This window comes from Klebsiella sp. CN_Kp073 (assembly GCF_040065495.2).
Taxonomy (GTDB): domain Bacteria; phylum Pseudomonadota; class Gammaproteobacteria; order Enterobacterales; family Enterobacteriaceae; genus Klebsiella; species Klebsiella aerogenes.
This window is the reverse complement of sequence record NZ_CM198051.1, coordinates 773,740-791,204: the sequence shown is the minus strand read 5'-3', so window position 1 is coordinate 791,204 and position 17,465 is coordinate 773,740. Positions and strand designations below refer to the sequence as shown.

The window sequence follows — 17,465 nt, the reverse complement described above, 5'->3', positions numbered from 1 at the left end:
TTATGAACAGTAAGACCGCATCCCACACCGCGCTGGACCGCAGCGATGAGCGCGTTCGTCACGACGAGGGCCTGTTCGGCGCCCTGCGCGCGCAGATAACCCGCATCAAAACCGGCGATCTCGGCACCGCGCCGGTGATCGCCGGGCTGATTGTGATTTCCCTGGTCTTCACCTTCCTCAATCCGGTCTATATCGCGCCGAATAACCTGGTGAACCTGCTGTTTGATTGCGCGACGGTCGGTTTTATCTCGCTCGGCATCGTCTGCGTTTTGATGCTTGGCGAGATAGACCTGTCGGTCGGCTCCATGAGCGGCCTGGCATCGGCTATCGTCGGCGTGCTGTGGGTGAACGCAGGATGGCCGCTGGCGGGAGCCATCGCCGTGGCGCTGGTCTGCGGTGTGGCCGTCGGGCTGGTCTACGCGCTGCTGTATAACCGCGTCGGGATGCCGAGTTTCGTCGCCACCCTCGCCGGCCTGCTGGCGCTGCTGGGCATGCAGCTGTATATCCTCGGGCCGAGCGGCAGCATTAACCTACCCTACACGTCGCCGCTGGTACGCTTTGGCCAACTGCTGGTGATGCCCGGCTGGTTCTCACACCTGATGGCGCTGCTGCCGGGGCTGGCGATTATTGTCTTTGGCCTGAAAAAACGCTCGCGGCGCCTGGCGGCCAATCTTTCCGCCGAGGGGGTCAGCTCGCTACTGGCGCGCGCGATCGCGCTGACGATTATCTTCGAGGCCGCGGTGCTTTACCTCAATCAGGGGCGCGGTATTCCGTGGATTTTCGGTCTTTTCGTCGCCTGCGTGATGATCCTCAACTACGCGCTGAAACGGACAAAATGGGGCCGCTCGATGTTCGCGGTCGGCGGCAACCGTGAAGCAGCGCGCCGTTCGGGCATTAACGTACGGGCGATTTATGTGAGCGCTTTCGTCCTGTGTACCACGCTTGCGACCTTCGGCGGCATTCTCGCGGCGTCACGACTGGCCTCCGCCAGCCAGCAGGCCGGCACCGGCGACGTCAACCTCAACGCCATCGCCGCAGCGGTGATCGGCGGCACCAGCCTGTTCGGCGGACGCGGCAGCGCCTGGTCCGCGCTATTGGGGATCATCGTGATTCAGTCGATTTCAAATGGGCTGACGCTGTTGAACCTGCCGTCATCGCTGCGCTATATCATTACCGGCGCGGTACTGGCGATTGCGGTTATCATTGATTCTCTGGCTCGCCGTTCACGCGTGTCGCACGGCCGGGCCTGAGTGGAGAAGAGCGCGGCCCAAAGCTATGCGGGCCGCGAAATCTTGATTATTTTAACGAGCCAACCAGCGCTTTGCGGCTCTCTTCCAGCGAGACCACCCGGCTGCAGACATCTTTGCCAAACTGCTGGAAATCCGCTTCCTGGTTTTTCCACTCATCCTGGATTGCGGTTTGCAGGCCGCCAAGACTGCCGAGAATGCCCTGCAGCGGGTTGCCGCCGCCTTTGAGCACCGCTTTGGCGCCCATCTCGTTAATGCTGTCCTGCAGAATGCCGCCCATCGCCTGATTCACCAGCTGTTGGCCATCGGCGCGAACCTGGTCGATAGCTTTATAGTGGAAAGTCAGGCCATCGCTGCGACGTTCGATAATGCGGTTCATCTGTTCTTTCAGCTGCGCGTCCAGCTTGGTCAGGCGGCTATGCATACTGCTGCTGGCGCCGACCTGCTCGGTGATGATTTTATCCAGCGCCTTGCGGCCCTTCTCGACGCGCGAGCGCGCGCCGTCGTCAATCCACGGCAGGCTGCTGCGCAGACCGGCCTGATAATCTTGCGCCTGTTCGCGCTGGGCGGCGCTAAGGGCATAGGCTTTACCGTTAAAAGTCAGATTGCCGTCCGGCTTAATCACCAGATCGCCGTTTTCCCCCTTCACCTGCACCTGCTGCGGGCTGAGGATCACATCGTCACGCGGCGTGACGCTACACTGGTAGTCCGCGTGGGCAGACAAAGCGGTGACGGAAAGCGCCACCGCCAGCAGCGTTTTGCGCATCTTTTTACTCCCTTAAGACAAATCGGGCCGGCAATTGCCGACCCTTGTCAAACTTAGTCCCACCAGACGTCAAAAAGTTCGCTGGTGCGCACATCCGCTAATTTACGATCTTCCAGCCACTTACGAACGATGGCCTGATGCTCTTCGGTGCATTTACCGATTTCCTGCATGCAGATGAGCCCTTCCCACGAGAGATAGCCGCTGCCGTCAAAGGCCAGTTTGTTTGGCTCAATGACCTCTTCGATCAGATCGTTGACCGTCTGGTCGATCTGCTCTTCGCTGGTCCCTTCCGGGAAACGCCAGGCTACGGAGAAACCTAACTCCTGAAACTCGTCGATATGCATTTTTTTACGCAGACGACGGCTACGATTCTTGGCCATTATTTCACCCTCTCGAACATTAAGTCCCATACGCCGTGGCCAAGACGATGGCCACGTTGTTCAAATTTGGTTACCGGGCGCGATTCCGGGCGCGGTACGTAATCGTTACTTTCCGACAGGTTACGATAGCCTTCCAGCGAAGACATCACTTCCAGCATATGCTCGGCATAGGCTTCCCAGTCGGTCGCCATATGGAAGACGCCGCCCAGCTTCAGCTTGCTTTTTACCAGCTCGGCGAAAGGCGGCTGCACGATACGACGTTTATTATGACGCGCTTTATGCCACGGGTCAGGGAAAAACAGCTGAACCATATTCAGCGAGTTATCCGGGATCATCGTGTGCAGCACTTCGACCGCATCGTGACACATTACGCGCAGATTTTGTACGCCTTCTTCTTCCGCGGACGCCAGGCATGCGCCGACGCCCGGCGAGTGCACTTCAATACCGAGGAAGTTTTGCTCCGGTTTAGCTTTCGCCATCGCCACCAGCGAGGCACCCATGCCGAAACCAATTTCTAAGGTGACCGGCGCTTCGCGGCCAAACAGGGCGGCGAAATCGAGCGGCGCATCGTTGAATTCAACGCCCATCACCGGCCAAATGTTATCCAGCGCATGCTGCTGCCCTTTCGTCAGGCGGCCCTGGCGACGGACGAAGCTACGAATACGGCGCAGCGGGCGACCGTTTTCATCGAATTCCGGAGAAATGACGTCGTTTTTCATAAAAGTTAAGTCTGCTTGTGAATGTGTTCGGAAAACGGGCATTATCCAAAGTTACCCGGCGGATGCAAGGGTTTACAGCCACTCGCCCTTGTGCTGCAATCTGCCACCCTGTAATCGCGATTCCGGAGCCGTAGCTTTGACTTTTCTCGCCGCGCAATTTTCAGCCCAGGTCCTGGACTGGTACGACAAATACGGCCGTAAAACCCTGCCCTGGCAAATCGCCAAGACGCCTTACAAAGTATGGCTCTCCGAAGTGATGTTGCAACAAACCCAGGTCACCACGGTTATTCCCTATTTTGAACGCTTTATGGCGCGTTTCCCAACGGTTGTTGATTTAGCCAACGCGCCGCTCGATGAAGTGCTGCATCTGTGGACCGGCCTTGGCTACTACGCGCGAGCGCGCAATTTACATAAAGCCGCGCAGCAGGTCGCCACGCTGCACGGCGGCGAGTTCCCGCAAACCTTTGAAGAGGTGGCCGCGCTTCCCGGCGTCGGGCGCTCGACGGCGGGGGCGATTTTATCCCTTTCGCTCGGTCAGCATTATCCGATTCTCGACGGCAACGTGAAGCGGGTACTCGCCCGCTGCTATGCTGTGAGCGGCTGGCCGGGGAAAAAAGAGGTGGAAAAACGGCTGTGGGAAATAAGCGAAGAGGTGACGCCGGCGCAGGGCGTAGAGCGCTTCAACCAGGCGATGATGGATCTCGGCGCGATGGTTTGCACCCGCTCGAAGCCGAAGTGCGAACTGTGCCCGCTGAGTAACGGCTGCGTGGCCTACGCTAACCATTCATGGGCGGAATATCCGGGGAAAAAACCGAAGCAGACCATCCCGGAGCGCACCGGCTACTTCCTGCTGATGCAGCACGGCGACGAGGTGTATCTCTCCCAACGTCCGCCGGTAGGTTTATGGGGCGGATTGTTCTGTTTTCCGCAGTTTGAGGATGAAGCCGGGCTACGCGAGTGGCTAGCGCAGCGTCAGATAAAGGCCGATAATCTGACGCAATTAACCGCCTTCCGCCACACTTTCAGCCATTTCCACCTGGATATTGTGCCGATGTGGCTTACAGTGCACTCATCTGGCGCATGCATGGATGAAGGTAACGCACTCTGGTATAACTTAGCGCAGCCGCCATCGGTCGGACTGGCGGCCCCCGTGGAGCGCTTGTTGCAACAGTTGAAAGCCGGAACGCCGGTCTAGTTTTTTCGGCTATAAAAGAGGATTGATTATGAGCAGAACGATTTTTTGTACTTTCCTGCAGCGTGAAGCGGACGGCCAGGATTTCCAGCTGTATCCGGGCGAGCTCGGTAAGCGCATTTACAACGAAATTTCCAAAGAGGCCTGGGCGCAGTGGCAGCATAAGCAGACCATGCTGATCAACGAGAAAAAACTCAGCATGATGAACCCGGAGCACCGCAAGCTGCTGGAACAGGAGATGGTGCAGTTCCTGTTTGAAGGGAAAGACGTTCACATCGAAGGCTACACGCCGCCGGAACAACAGTAAGGGCCTCACGGCCTTTACCAAACAAACACAACACGCACTCCCGGAATGATGAAAAAATACTTAGCGCTCGCGCTGATTGCGCCACTGCTCGTGTCCTGTTCCAGTTCCAATAAAAAAGGCGCCGAATATAACGAGGCCTGGGTCAAGGACACTAACGGATTCGATATCCTGATGGGCCAGTTTGCCCATAACATCGAGAACATTTGGGGGTATAACGAAGTTCTGCTCGCCGGGCCGAAGGACTACGTAAAATATACCGATCAATATCAAACCCGTAGCCACATCAACTTTGATGCCGGTACGATTACCGTCGAGACCATCGCCGGAACCGATCCGCAAGGAAGGTTACGCCAGGCGATTATCAAAACCCTGTTGATGGGCGATGACCCCAACTCTATCGACCTCTATTCCGACGTCGATGATATTCAGATTTCCAAAGAACCGTTCCTCTACGGCCAGGTCGTCGATAACACCGGTGAATCCATCCGCTGGGAGTGGCGCGCCGCGCGCTATGCCGATTATCTGCTGCAAACCCGCCTGAAGAGCCGTAACAACGGCCTGCGCATGATTTATAGCATCACCATTAATCTGGTGCCTAACCACCTCGATAAACGTGCGCATAAATATCTCGGTATGGTGCGCCAGGCCTCGCGTAAATACGGCGTAGATGAGTCGCTGATCCTTGCGATAATGCAGACAGAGTCGTCGTTTAACCCCTATGCGGTGAGCCACGCGGATGCCATGGGGCTGATGCAGGTCGTTCAGCACAGCGCGGGGAAAGACGTCTTCCGTTCGCAGGGCAAATCCGGCCTGCCGAGCCGCAGCTATCTGTTTGACCCGGCGAATAACATCGATACCGGTACCGCCTATCTGGCGATGCTGAACAACGTTTATCTCGCCGGCATCGATAACCCCACCTCGCGTCGCTACGCGGTGATCACCGCCTATAACGGCGGCGCCGGCAGCGTACTGCGCGTCTTCTCCAGCGATAAAGTCCAGGCGGCGAACATCATTAACAGTATGGCGCCAGGCGACGTCTACCAGACGCTCACCACCCGCCATCCATCTGCCGAATCGCGCCGTTATCTGTATAAAGTTAACACCGCGCAAAAAAGTTATCGCCGTAAGTAACGCTTCTCCCCCACAGGCCCGGGCATCGCACCGGGCCTCTCTTTTTTTATGACATACTTGGTAATATCTTTCGATTTTCTGCGGCAGTTAACAGAAGCTTGCAATCGCTGAATGATAGAATTACATCAAAATAACGTTGGTTATGTTATTTAAAACACATAACAAGCCCACATTCGTGAGGATAAATACATGAATCTTAAGCTGCAGTTAAAAATACTGTCGTTCCTGCAGTTCTGCCTTTGGGGGAGTTGGCTAACCACGCTCGGCTCGTACATGTTCGTCACCCTGAAGTTTGACGGCGCGGCCATCGGCGCGGTGTATAGCTCGCTCGGTATCGCCGCCGTTCTGATGCCAACGCTGCTCGGGATCGTCGCCGATAAATGGATCAGCGCCAAATGGGTGTATGCCATCTGCCACCTGGTCGGCGCGTTAACGCTGTACCTCGCGGCGCAGGTCACTACGCCAGGCGAGATGTTCCTCGTGATCTTGCTTAACTCGCTGGCCTATATGCCGACGCTTGGCTTGATCAACACCATCTCCTACTACCGCCTGCAGTCGGCGGGGCTGGATATCGTGACCGATTTCCCGCCAATTCGTATCTGGGGCACCATCGGCTTTATCCTCGCCATGTGGGGCGTCAGCTTCTCTGGCTTCGAACTTAGCCATATGCAGCTTTATATCGGCGCGACGCTGTCGGTCTTGCTGGCGCTGTTCACCCTGACGCTGCCGCATATTCCGGTCGCCAACGCCCAGCGCAACCAGAGCTGGACCGAGATGCTCGGCCTGAACGCCTTTGCGCTGTTTAAAAACAAGCGTATGGCAATCTTCTTTATCTTCTCCATGATGCTCGGCGCCGAACTGCAGATCACCAATATGTTTGGCAACACCTTCCTGCACAGCTTCGATAAAGACCCGCTGTTCTCCGGTAGCTTTATCGTCGAGCACGCATCGGTATTGATGTCGATTTCGCAGATCTCCGAAACGCTGTTTATTCTGACTATCCCGTTCTTCCTTAGCCGCTACGGCATTAAGAACGTGATGCTGATTAGTATCGTGGCGTGGATGCTGCGCTTCGGCCTGTTCGCCTTCGGCGACCCGACGCCGTTCGGTACTGTCCTGCTGGTGCTGTCGATGATCGTCTACGGCTGCGCCTTCGACTTCTTCAACATCTCCGGTTCAGTGTTCGTTGAGAAAGAGGTGCGTCCGGAAATCCGCGCCAGCGCCCAGGGTATGTTCCTGATGATGACCAACGGCTTCGGCTGCATCCTTGGTGGGATGGTGAGCGGCAAAGTTGTCGAGCACTTTACCGTTGAGGGGATCACTAACTGGCAAAGCGTGTGGCTGATTTTCGCCGCCTACTCGCTGGTGCTGGCCTTCGCTTTCGTGGCGCTGTTCAAGTATCAACACGTCAGACAGCCTGCCGCCGCGCGCCAGAACGCCTGATTGTCTTTGCCCGGTGACGGCTGACGCCTTACCGGGCCTACAGAATTTGTAGATACTGTTATCGGTTGGCAACGGTTTTGTCGCACAGGGGTTTTCCCGGAGGCGGCGCGTTGCGCCTTCTCCGGGCTACCAAATCGCACAGCGCTGTAGCCCCGGTAAGCGGCAGCGCCACCGGGGGTTTTGAGGCCATTGGTACCGGCAGTTTCAGCCAGCACGATGATTAAATTAAAGGCAGGCCGCACGGACCGTAGGCCGGATAAGGCGCCAGCCGTCATCCGGCAAAATACGCGCACAATGCCTGGTCCCGGCTTAGGCTTTCAACACATACCCATACAACCGCTTAATACCATCGGCATCCGTTTCGCTATAAACCCCCTGCAGCTCCGGCGAAAAGCCCGGCAGCATATTGACCCCCTCTTCCAGCGCGAGGAAGTAGCGCAGCACCGCGCCTCCCCAGATCTCGCCCGGCACCACGCACAGCACGCCCGGCGGATACGGTAGCGCCCCTTCCGCCGCGATGCGGCCTTCGGCCTCGCTCAGGCGCACCAGCTCAACGTTACCGCGGATAAATTCACGGTTGGCGTCCTGCGGGTTCATCACCACCTGCGGGAAACTCTGCTTGCGGAACATCGCCTTTTGCAGGTCTTTAACATCAAAACTGACGTACAGATCGTGCATTTCCTGACACAGCTGACGAATGGTGTAATCGCGGTAGCGAACCGGGTATTTGTTGTAAATAGTCGGCAATACCTCAGCAAGCGGCGAATCCGCTTCGATATGCTGTTCGAACTGGGCCAGCATCGCCACCAGCCGTGCCAGTTTCTCCGCGCTTTCCGCCGGCGTCAGCAGGAACAAAATCGAGTTGAGATCGCACTTCTCCGGCACGATGCCGTTTTCGCGCAGGTAGTGCGCCAGGATGGTCGCCGGGATGCCAAACTCGGTATAGTCGCCGCTATCGGCATCGATACCCGGCGTGGTCAGCAGCAGCTTACACGGATCGACAAAGTATTGATTGTCAGCATAACCGCTAAAGCCGTGCCAGCTCGCGCCCGGTTCGAAGCTAAAGAAGCGCCGTTCGCTGGCGATAGTCGCCGTCGAATGCTCCTGCCACGGTTTCCCGCCGACCAGCGGCGGCACAAACGGCCGCAATAATTTACACTGCGCCAGTATCGCTTTACGCGCTTCGATACCCAGCTCAACGCACTCCGCCCACAGCCGCCGACCGCTCTCTCCTTCGTGGATTTTGGCATTCACATCGAGCGAGGCGAACAGCGGATAAAACGGACTGGTGGAAGCATGCAACATAAAGGCATTATTCAGCCGCTTATGCGGGCAGAAACGCGCCTGGCCGCGCAGATGGTTATCTTTCTTGTGAATTTGCGAGGTCTGCGAAAAACCGGCCTGCTGCTTATGCACCGATTGCGTCACAAAAATGCCCGGATCGTTTTCATTGAGATCCAACAGCAGCGGCGAGCAGTCAGCCATCATCGGGATAAACTGCTCGTAACCGACCCACGCCGAGTCAAACAGGATGTAATCGCAGAGATGGCCGATTTTATCCACCACCTGGCGCGCGTTATACACCGTGCCGTCATAGGTGCCCAGCTGGATCACCGCCAGGCGGAACGGGCGCGGCGCGTCGGCTTTTTCCGGCGCCGCCTCGCGGATCAGCTCGCGCAGGTAGGTTTCATCAAAGCAGTGGTCGTCGATGCCGCCGATAAAGCCGAACGGGTTGCGCGCGGCTTCCAGATAGACCGGCGTCGCCCCGGCCTGGATCAGCGCGCCATGATGATTTGATTTATGGTTGTTGCGATCGAACAGTACCAGATCGCCGCGGGTCAGCAGCGCATTGGTCACGACCTTGTTCGCCGCGGAAGTGCCGTTAAGCACGAAGTAGGTTTTATCGGCATTGAAGACTTTTGCCGCAAATTTCTGCGCGTGCTTCGCAGAACCTTCATGGATCAACAGATCGCCGAGCTTGACGTCGGCGTTGCACATGTCGGCGCGAAAAACGTTCTCGCCGAAAAACTCGTAGAACTGGCGGCCCGCCGGATGCTTTTTAAAGAACGCGCCATGCTGATGGCCGGGACAGGCGAAGGTGCTGTTGTCCATCTCAACGTACTGGCTAAGCGTGTTGAAAAACGGCGGCAGCAGTTTCTCTTCATAGCCGCAGGCGGCCGCTTCCAGCTCCAGCCACTCCTGCTCTTTGCCGCTAATCACCGCGACGACTCCTTCCGGCTTATCCGTTTGCGTTTCGCTAAACAGATAGACCGGCAGATTGAATCCGCTGCGCTTGAGCAGGGCCAGGATACCGCTGCGGCTATCCGCCGCGGTGATGACGACCGCTGCCGCATCGGTAAAATCAGTGCTGTCCAGCGCCACAACCTGACGATGGGTGGACAGACGGGAGACCAGCTCGCAGCTGGCGGCAATGTGCATAGATTTCATAAGCGCAAATGCCCGTATCGGGAGTGTAAAAATCTCAGGCAAAGGTGGAGCCTTGCCCAACGATGTGTCCGGGTCTGACGGAATTCAGCTCCGACCGCCGGACATCAGTAAAAGCAGACGCGTCCGATCTTACTGTTGTCCTACAGTGAGCATACGTGGCCTTCACCGCATGGTGAACAGGGAGAGTGAGGAACGAGGCAAACCACGCAGCAGTACGCAGCGGCAACGGCGATGTAATGGCGATGTCGTCATCCCGGCGGCCTCAGGGTAAAGAGGTGAAAATCCGCGCAATCATGGCACCTTTCCGAAAGTGGCGCAAGATGAAATCCATATGCATTCTCCCCACGTATCCGCAAGCCTTCGCGGCAAAACATAGTCATAATAATGCGGACATCAGGAATAATTAACAGGAGTTTACTTTGGTTATAGGGCCATTTATTAACGCCAGCGCGGTGCTTGCCGGCGGCGTATTGGGCGCGCTACTGAGCCAACGATTGCCGGAACGGATCCGCGCCTCGATGACCTCGATTTTCGGGCTGGCATCACTAGGGATTGGTATTTTACTGGTCATCAAGTGCGCCAACCTGCCGGTGATGGTGCTGGCGACGCTGGTCGGCGCGCTACTCGGCGAAGTGTGTAATATGGAGAAAGGCATCAATACCCTGGTGAGCAAACTCCAGCAACTATTGTCGCCAAAGGGCAGGAAAAAGGCCTCGGCCCACGAGTCTTATATTCAGAGCTACGTGGCGATCATCGTGTTGTTTTGCGCCAGCGGTACCGGCGTTTTTGGCGCCATGCGCGAAGGAATGACCGGCGACGCCAGCATCCTTATCGCCAAAGCGTTTCTCGACTTTTTCACCGCCACGATTTTCGCCTGTACTCTGGGGCTGGCGGTGTCGGCAATCTGTGTGCCGATGCTGCTGATTCAGCTCAGTCTGGCGGCCTGCGCCTCGCTTATCATGCCGCTGACCACGCCGATGATGATGGCAGACTTCAGCGCCGTCGGCGGAATGCTGCTGGTGGCGACCGGCCTGCGTATCTGCGGGATTAAGATGTTCGCAGTGGTCAATATGCTCCCCGCCCTGCTGCTGGCAATGCCGATTTCGGTCGCGTGGACGGCCTTTTTTGCCTGACGACGCGTGCTTTTACGGCAAAGTGGTGATAGATTGTGCAGTCTGCTGCGAAATTTATAAATTTCGTTGACGAGGCGCGGTGAATCAGGTTTAATGCGCCCCGTTGCCCGGATAGCTCAGTCGGTAGAGCAGGGGATTGAAAATCCCCGTGTCCTTGGTTCGATTCCGAGTCCGGGCACCACTATTTAAAGAACCCGCCCAAAAGGCGGGTTTTTGCTTTTCTGCGGCCGGACTCTCCATCGAACTGCGTTCGATTATTCGCCGCAACGCGGCTCACCCCTTTGGGGCCAGCGCGACAAGCGCGCTGTTCAACGCCTGCGGCGTTAGTCCGAGTCCGGGCACCACTATTTAAAGAACCCGCCCAAAAGGCGGGTTTTTGCTTTTCTACGGCCGGACTCTTCATCGAACTACGTTCGATTATTCGCCGCAACGCGGCTCACCCCTTCGGGGCCAGCGCGACAAGCGCGCTGTTCAACGCCTGCGGCGTTAGTCCGAGTCCGGGCACCACTATTTAAAGAACCCGCCCAAAAGGCGGGTTTTTGCTTTTCTGCGGCCGGACTCTTCATCGAACTGCGTTCGATTATTCGCCGCAACGCGGCTCACCCCTTCGGGGCCAGCGCGACAAGCGTGCTGTTCAACGCCTGCGGCGTTAGTCCGAGTCCGGGCACCACTTATTCAGAGAACCCAGCCTATGGCTGGGTTTTTGCTTTTCTGCAACCGGACTCTCCATCGAACTGCGTTCGATTATTCGCCGCAACGCGGCTCACCCCTTCGGGGCCAGCGCGCTGTTATAACCAGTTGAGATAGTTATAAAATAACATCGGGTCATTCAAACCAAGTTTCTCTTTGAGTTTTGAGTGATAATATGAAACTTGTTTCCGGTTAAGATTCAACGTATTGCATATAGAGCCAATGGTTTTAATTCCCCGGGTCATCAGTAAAACAGCATGCGCCTGTTGGGTTAACCCTTCCCCATTGCAAATTGAATAGTAATACGAAATTAATACTTTAATTTGTTTTGAATTATCAACCAGTAATATTTTACGCCACTCATCTATTGATGAACGTTTTGATACAAAGAACAAAGACGCATCTCCCTGAACGATTCTATCGCTCAGTATGATGATTGAGGCATCCCTGCGTTCATAAATCAAATGAATCATATATAATAAAGTATAGACACTAAGGAAACCAAGCTCCTCAAGTATATATATTTTATTTTTTTCACCCAGTCTAAGCTCATCATACATCGTATCAAGACCCAATTTTACATATTGATTCTTGACATAAAAATGATATTCCATCGTCAAAGCACAATGTATAACAGATAAGTCATCATCAATTTTAATCATTCTGAAATTCATTGTTGTTGTTGATTCTTTTTTTATTACAAAGCAAACTAATAAAGCGCTTCGCTTTCTATTGTGAAGAATAGATAGTTTTCTGATTGGTTTACACTGAAAAGTCATTTCTTATTCTTATTCACTTTAGTTATGCCTTAATTTAGAGATTTTATTTCATATTAAGTTATCCTACTCGTCTTAGCGCGGAAGAAATAAACCATTAATATAAAAGGATTTTTTAATGATCAAAGAAAAAGAAAGCGGCTCAAAAAATAATCATTACTTTATAATTAATGGTCGTGTTAAATTTATTCCATTTCGCAGAACAATAGAGGACATGAATACTGGAACAAAACTTAAACTTCATGTTCCAGCAAGCCTTTGTCTGGATAGGTTATTAAAAAACCAAGGACGTCTTGTATCTCAGGATGAGCTAATCCTGTACGCCTGGGGCTTGAAGCGAGAGTCCACGGTGAGTTCTAATACTTTTTATCAGTGCATACTACATCTACGCAGAAAACTGGCACAGCTGGAATTATGTGATGTTATTGAAACCGTCCCACGTCATGGTATTATTTTTAACAATAGTGTCAGTGTATTAATTACGCAGGATACCCCCCCGGCGTTTCAACTCAATGAGAGTAATCAAACACCAGAAGGCACAGCGGAAAAGGATATAGAACCAGTGCCGTCCGTTGAAATCGGCAAAAAACACTTCACCGAGGAGATACCTGTATCGCTTCCTCCCGAATTTGGTTCTGATATGGTCCTCACGTCAACGATTCAGGTTGCGAAAAAGAATAGATTACAAATAAAAACCCGCTACGTTTTATTCACCGGAGCTATATTATTAATACTGATAACCGTATTGGGATTCATGTACATAACCTTCACTAACGATAATATATTCAAATCTTATAACCAACTCTCATCCACGAACTGCTTCATCTACACTATAGGTGATCAATATTCTGAAAATGAAATTAAAAACATAATGAAAAGTGTCGGGTTACCCTGCTTTAATAAAGAGAACGTTTTTTTACCGTATCTCCGATGCAATCAAAAATAAACATAATCAACTGCGCTACATATAATAAAAAACAACAAGACTGTCGCTCCGTTACCATAGCGAGAGAATTAGAGGAAACACCATGAGATATAAATCCATTTTATGCTCACTTGCATGTTTAGGCGCTTTTGCAGGGGTATATTTTTATTTACCTTCTCCATTTAATACCGACAGTGCTATTTCATGCCATAGCCGCCATACTCTCATTAACAATGATTTTAAATTAGATGCAAGTTATGGTTTTATTTTTGGCGGTAATAAAGGCGAGTTAACAATGTATGGTTATGCGGTAGACAATGGTGTTCGGATAAATATCAGGAGAGTGATTAGTTTTACCTATACAAGAATGGATGATATTTATACTTTTCACAGTAAAAGAGTAGAGAAGTTTTACGGAGATAACAGTGAAAAAGGAAATGTAAATATTCATCTCCCCGAATTTTTTTATCAGACAGGAAAAGACCTTACCATACAACTCAAGCGGGATGGCTTCAATATCCCGATAATTTTCGTGCATCGCATGCCTGTTTTTTATTGTAATCAATCAGGTTAATGTATTATCAACAAGATATATTTTACTGGTCACCAGTCAGCAATTGTGGGAGTCGATTCCGCGACGTCGTCGTGAGATCGTTGAGACGCCACGCGGATATTAATGATAATAAACCGGACGCCTTCTATTACCTCCGGTTGCTTTTCCTCTCCCGGTCCAGGGGGACGCATCTGGTATGACGCCCCCCTGGTGACAGAAACCCGTTTTAGTTTTGACATACGGTGATTCGCCAGCATAAGCCCCATCTGGCTATCTTTCCCTAAGCGCTTCACCAACCTTGTTAAATGGTTTAATCAGGTACTGAAGGATTGTCTTTTTGCCGGTCTTGATATCTACACTCGCCACCATCCCAGGAGAAATAAAGTGCTGTTTATTATCTTTAGTTTGCAAATGGTCCTTCGTGGTTCTGATATAAACACGATAAAAAACAACTTCCGGTTTTTGAGGATCGGAAATCGTGTCAGGTGAAATTGTTACCACCTCACCATCCAGTCCCCCATAGATTGAGTAGTCATAGGCGGTGATTTTGACGATCGCACGCTGTCCTGGATGAATAAAAGCGATATCACGTGGCAATATTTTAGCCTCGATAAGTAATCGGTCATCAAGGGGAACGATGTTCATGATAGTTCCATTTGGGGGAATGACGCCACCAATAGTGTTAACTTCAATATTTTTCACAATGCCCCTGACTGGAGAAGTGATGGTCGATTTTTTCAGTAGATCGCGCTGACCGATGATCTTCTGATATAACGAATCAACTTCTCCGGAAATTCTCGATAGTTCCTCTCCAGATTTTACCTGATAGTTGTAGTTTAGCTCTGATTCTTTCATATTCAGATCGACGAGCTGCTTCCTGAGTCTGATAACATCAACTTTACTTGACGCCCCTTGGGCCATAAGTCGAGTGTTAATCGCGAGTTCGTTATTCAATAATACTCTTGACGCCTGAATATCTTTCATCGACGCGATATAATTATTTTTCCGCGAAGTATAAAGCACCATTTCTCTATCGGTGATTTCTGCAAAATCATGTAATTCATCAGGAAAAACTAAAGGACGATTGCTAATCTCCGCCAAAAGTCTAACTTTGCTGGCCAATAGCGCCCGATATTTGGATTCAGATTCCATCACTGCAGCCTGGGTTCTTATCGTATCCAGATTAGCAATAATATCCCCCACCTGAACTATCTGTCCTTCAGTAACGTTGATTCTATCGAGAATCCCACCATCAAGAGATTGAATGATCTTCTCTTTCGAGCTGGGGATAACCCTCCCATCGCCTTTCGAGACTTCATCAATACTAAACATAGAAGCCCACAGCAAAAATACGCTGAGAAAAAATATAACGCTGAGCAATATATACAATGCCCGGCTAGTCTTAACGCCGCCATGCGTGTCGGCAAGCGTAAACTCGTCAGTCTCTCGTACCCTATGAGTCGCATCCTTATCCGTTGTAAAAAAAACATTCTTACAAAAGTCCTTTGTAAGTATAAAATTCTTTTTTACTTTTCCTGGTATATTTTTCATTAAAAACCATCATTTAAAATAGCTGGGCAAAATATAATGATATAATTAGTGGCAATATATTAATTACATATCATCAATAATTTCATCTTTGCGTTTATCTAACACCACCCTACCGCCAGACACCACGATAGTTCGATTAACAAGATCCAATATTTTCTTACGATGGGTAGCAATAATAACTGTTTTATCGGAAATCCAGTTGCTCATTTTTTTGACGAACTCATCTTCTGTCACATCATCCAGTGAGGAAGTGGGTTCATCCATAATAACAATATTAGGATTACGCAATACCAGTCGAGCCAACAGAATAGTCTGCTGCTGTCCGTCAGAAAGACCGTGCCCACCCTCCTGGATAATATAATCTAAACCCGATGGTAGCTGGTTGATGAAATTAATGGCACCGGTTATCTTAATGGCTTCAATAATATCTTCATCCTGGGCCAAGGGGGATCCCAGTGTAATATTTTCACGAAGCGAACCGAAAAATAGTCGAGAGTTTTGACTCAGGTATCCAACATCACGACGCAGATCGGCGGGATCGATATCATTAATATTGATACCATCCAGAATTACTTCGCCGGACTTCTGATGCATCATCCCTGAAAGCGCGTTTAACAGCGATGACTTACCCGAACCATTGCGCCCAAGAATGGCAATACGCTCACCCGCTTTGATCTCCAGCGAATCAATACTCACCGCGATTTTCTGACCGTCTACCTGATGCGTAAAAGCCGCGTTGGTAATCGAATACTGGCCTTCGATAAATTTCTTGTGAATCAACCGCTGATGTTCCGGTTGATCGATGGGTAATTGCATTATCGAGTCGAGACCAGTCATCGCGACTTTGGTTTGTTGCCAACGAGTTATGATGCTCGCTATTTGCGCAATAGGCGCCATCATTCTTGAGCTCAGAATGGATGAGGCCACTAATGCCCCGGTTGACAGATCGCCGGACATAACAAAGGGAGTTCCTACCAGTACCAGGCATACAAACACCGAACTCTGGACGAAATATGACCAGGTTGTTAAGGTATGCGTCAGATGCTTTAATTCCAGACTGTTTTCTGCCGTCGTCTTAATGTAGTGCAGCCATTGCTGTTGAAAGCGATGCTCGGCTTGCAAAAATTTGATGTCGTCCAGCCCTTGAACCGTTTCGACCAGCATGGCGTTACGCAGACTGGATTCTCGCGTAGCCGTGTTGGCTAACCTGAACAGTTTCTTTTGACTTAATAGACCAGGAAGCACCATAAGAATGGCCCCAGCTAAAGGTACGAGGAAGACAATTCCCCCCAAAAAATAGATAATTACCAGGAACATAAAGAAGAACGGTAAATCCGTGATGGCAACGACGGTTGACGAAGTCATCATTTCACGAACCTGTTCCAGTTCCTTTAGCTGAGAAATAAACGACCCTGTTGATTTCGGGCGATAAGGGTTTTTAATCCTCAAGGCACGACCAAAGACCCTGTCTGAAATAATCAAGTCTGCACGCTTGCCGAGGATATCAGTTACGCTATAGCGAATTAAGCGCAAGGTGAAATCAAAAATAAGCGCCAGGATCACACCAATGAAAAGCACCCACATTGTAGGATGTGACTGTGCTGGAATGACACGGTCGTAGGTCTGCATAGAGTAAGTAATACCGGCCAGACCAAGCACATTGACAAACAGAGACCCCAGTATGACCAGATAGTATGGTTTCATGTCGGCAAAAATAATTTTCCAGACCCAGTACTTTTCAGCCGGCTTGATGTAATCATCAATGCGAGGGTCGGAGACATTTTTGGCCGGGCGCAGCGTGATAATTCTACGACCTTCAGCGCGGACCTCATCTTCTTGTAATAGTGAGATCAGCTCATTATCTTCAATAAACGAGACAACAAAATTTTTATCTTCATCAATACTCTTGATAATGGCCAGACGGCCATCTTTCATTTCCAGCACTTGCGGAAACAACCACGAATTAAAACGATAACCCGCAACAGCGTCTTCCTTAAAAGAAAGCCCTGCCCGGCGACTCATAATCTCTACAACTTTACTGCTTGAATCTTTATCATGCCATAAAGATGTTATCAGGATATTCTGTTCTGAAACATTGAGACGATAATGGTGCGCGATAGTCACTAACGCGCTTTTCCACTGCTCCAGATAGTACTCTTTGGCGCCACTGTCATTTTCCATAGAGGAAAAGAAATCCATATCTT

At 51.3% G+C, this 17,465-nt stretch carries 15 protein-coding genes and 1 tRNA gene; 9 read left to right on the top strand and 7 right to left on the bottom strand.

The annotated features are described in order from the left end of the window. The first annotated feature begins 2 nt into the window (after positions 1–2). Positions 3–1,250, top strand: a complete 1,248-nt coding sequence (locus tag ABLV66_RS03835; RefSeq protein ID WP_045392085.1) for a sugar ABC transporter permease — start codon at positions 3–5, stop codon at positions 1,248–1,250. 46 nt (positions 1,251–1,296) lie between these two features. Here the strand turns inward: ABLV66_RS03835 and ABLV66_RS03830 are convergent, their stop codons facing one another. From ABLV66_RS03830 to trmB, 3 genes are read right to left on the bottom strand one after another with little or no spacing between them, the layout of a single operon-like run. Further along, entirely contained in the window at positions 1,297–2,013 is a 717-nt protein-coding gene (locus ABLV66_RS03830) for a YggN family protein (RefSeq protein ID WP_015369723.1), read from the bottom strand. Between the two features lie 53 nt (positions 2,014–2,066). Then, a complete protein-coding gene (locus ABLV66_RS03825; protein ID WP_015369722.1) occupies positions 2,067–2,393 on the bottom strand; it encodes a YggL family protein in 327 nt (108 codons plus the stop codon). Then, complete coding sequence (gene trmB, locus ABLV66_RS03820; protein WP_045392086.1) at positions 2,393–3,112, bottom strand: tRNA (guanosine(46)-N7)-methyltransferase TrmB; 720 nt, start codon at positions 3,110–3,112, stop codon at positions 2,393–2,395. The genes ABLV66_RS03825 and trmB overlap by 1 nt, the downstream gene beginning before the upstream one ends. Positions 3,113–3,248: 136 nt before the next feature. On the opposite strand from trmB, the gene mutY reads away from it, so the two are divergent. From mutY to ABLV66_RS03800, 4 genes are all read left to right on the top strand, one after another. Further along, a complete protein-coding gene (gene mutY, locus ABLV66_RS03815; RefSeq protein WP_045392088.1) occupies positions 3,249–4,307 on the top strand; it encodes an A/G-specific adenine glycosylase in 1,059 nt (352 codons plus the stop codon). Positions 4,308–4,335: 28 nt separating this feature from the next. Further along, positions 4,336–4,611 (top strand): oxidative damage protection protein, encoded by a 276-nt coding sequence (locus ABLV66_RS03810; RefSeq protein WP_045392090.1) that lies wholly within the window; start codon positions 4,336–4,338, stop codon positions 4,609–4,611. 48 nt (positions 4,612–4,659) lie between these two features. Then, positions 4,660–5,742 (top strand): membrane-bound lytic murein transglycosylase MltC, encoded by a 1,083-nt coding sequence (gene mltC, locus ABLV66_RS03805; RefSeq protein WP_045392092.1) that lies wholly within the window; start codon positions 4,660–4,662, stop codon positions 5,740–5,742. A 189-nt stretch (positions 5,743–5,931) separates the two neighbouring features. After that, complete coding sequence (locus tag ABLV66_RS03800; RefSeq protein WP_045387267.1) at positions 5,932–7,185, top strand: nucleoside permease; 1,254 nt, start codon at positions 5,932–5,934, stop codon at positions 7,183–7,185. Positions 7,186–7,494: 309 nt separating this feature from the next. On the opposite strand, the gene ABLV66_RS03795 is transcribed toward ABLV66_RS03800, so the two are convergent. Further along, a complete protein-coding gene (locus ABLV66_RS03795) occupies positions 7,495–9,633 on the bottom strand; it encodes an ornithine decarboxylase (protein WP_348877258.1) in 2,139 nt (712 codons plus the stop codon). Between the two features lie 419 nt (positions 9,634–10,052). Between ABLV66_RS03795 and ABLV66_RS03790 the strand changes: the two genes are divergently transcribed. Both ABLV66_RS03790 and ABLV66_RS03785 read left to right on the top strand, forming a co-directional pair. Beyond that, positions 10,053–10,766, top strand: coding sequence for a DUF554 domain-containing protein (locus ABLV66_RS03790; RefSeq protein ID WP_047078905.1), 714 nt, complete (start codon positions 10,053–10,055; stop codon positions 10,764–10,766). A gap of 105 nt (positions 10,767–10,871) precedes the next feature. Then, a tRNA-Phe gene (locus tag ABLV66_RS03785) sits at positions 10,872–10,947 on the top strand. Positions 10,948–11,554: 607 nt separating this feature from the next. Here the strand turns inward: ABLV66_RS03785 and ABLV66_RS03780 are convergent. Beyond that, complete coding sequence (locus tag ABLV66_RS03780; RefSeq protein ID WP_348876393.1) at positions 11,555–12,118, bottom strand: hypothetical protein; 564 nt, start codon at positions 12,116–12,118, stop codon at positions 11,555–11,557. A gap of 232 nt (positions 12,119–12,350) precedes the next feature. Between ABLV66_RS03780 and ABLV66_RS03775 the strand changes: the two genes are divergently transcribed. Next, the gene (locus tag ABLV66_RS03775; protein ID WP_348876394.1) at positions 12,351–13,178 is read left to right on the top strand and encodes a winged helix-turn-helix domain-containing protein; all 828 of its coding nucleotides are present in this window, start codon (positions 12,351–12,353) and stop codon (positions 13,176–13,178) included. Between the two features lie 82 nt (positions 13,179–13,260). Next, entirely contained in the window at positions 13,261–13,731 is a 471-nt protein-coding gene (locus ABLV66_RS03770) for a YqeJ family protein (RefSeq protein ID WP_080957272.1), read from the top strand. Positions 13,732–13,980: 249 nt separating this feature from the next. Here ABLV66_RS03770 and ABLV66_RS03765 read toward each other — a convergent pair whose 3' ends face one another. Next, positions 13,981–15,261, bottom strand: a complete 1,281-nt coding sequence (locus ABLV66_RS03765; RefSeq protein ID WP_047042957.1) for a beta-barrel domain-containing protein — start codon at positions 15,259–15,261, stop codon at positions 13,981–13,983. 63 nt (positions 15,262–15,324) lie between these two features. Further along, positions 15,325–17,460 carry a type I secretion system permease/ATPase gene (locus tag ABLV66_RS03760; RefSeq protein ID WP_348876398.1) on the bottom strand — a complete coding sequence of 712 codons (2,136 nt, stop codon included), beginning with the start codon at positions 17,458–17,460 and terminating at the stop codon, positions 15,325–15,327. Between the last annotated feature and the right edge of the window lie 5 nt (positions 17,461–17,465).

Coding starts and splice junctions, on each gene's coding strand:
- ABLV66_RS03835 (WP_045392085.1), top strand. CDS start 3: ATGAACAGTAAGACCGCATCCCACACCGCGCTGGACCGCAGCGATGAG.
- ABLV66_RS03830 (WP_015369723.1), bottom strand. CDS start 2,013: ATGCGCAAAACGCTGCTGGCGGTGGCGCTTTCCGTCACCGCTTTGTCT.
- ABLV66_RS03825 (WP_015369722.1), bottom strand. CDS start 2,393: ATGGCCAAGAATCGTAGCCGTCGTCTGCGTAAAAAAATGCATATCGAC.
- trmB (WP_045392086.1), bottom strand. CDS start 3,112: ATGAAAAACGACGTCATTTCTCCGGAATTCGATGAAAACGGTCGCCCG.
- ABLV66_RS03810 (WP_045392090.1), top strand. CDS start 4,336: ATGAGCAGAACGATTTTTTGTACTTTCCTGCAGCGTGAAGCGGACGGC.
- mltC (WP_045392092.1), top strand. CDS start 4,660: ATGAAAAAATACTTAGCGCTCGCGCTGATTGCGCCACTGCTCGTGTCC.
- ABLV66_RS03800 (WP_045387267.1), top strand. CDS start 5,932: ATGAATCTTAAGCTGCAGTTAAAAATACTGTCGTTCCTGCAGTTCTGC.
- ABLV66_RS03795 (WP_348877258.1), bottom strand. CDS start 9,633: ATGAAATCTATGCACATTGCCGCCAGCTGCGAGCTGGTCTCCCGTCTG.
- ABLV66_RS03780 (WP_348876393.1), bottom strand. CDS start 12,118: ATGATTAAAATTGATGATGACTTATCTGTTATACATTGTGCTTTGACG.
- ABLV66_RS03775 (WP_348876394.1), top strand. CDS start 12,351: ATGATCAAAGAAAAAGAAAGCGGCTCAAAAAATAATCATTACTTTATA.
- ABLV66_RS03770 (WP_080957272.1), top strand. CDS start 13,261: ATGAGATATAAATCCATTTTATGCTCACTTGCATGTTTAGGCGCTTTT.
- ABLV66_RS03765 (WP_047042957.1), bottom strand. CDS start 15,261: ATGAAAAATATACCAGGAAAAGTAAAAAAGAATTTTATACTTACAAAG.
- ABLV66_RS03760 (WP_348876398.1), bottom strand. CDS start 17,460: ATGGATTTCTTTTCCTCTATGGAAAATGACAGTGGCGCCAAAGAGTAC.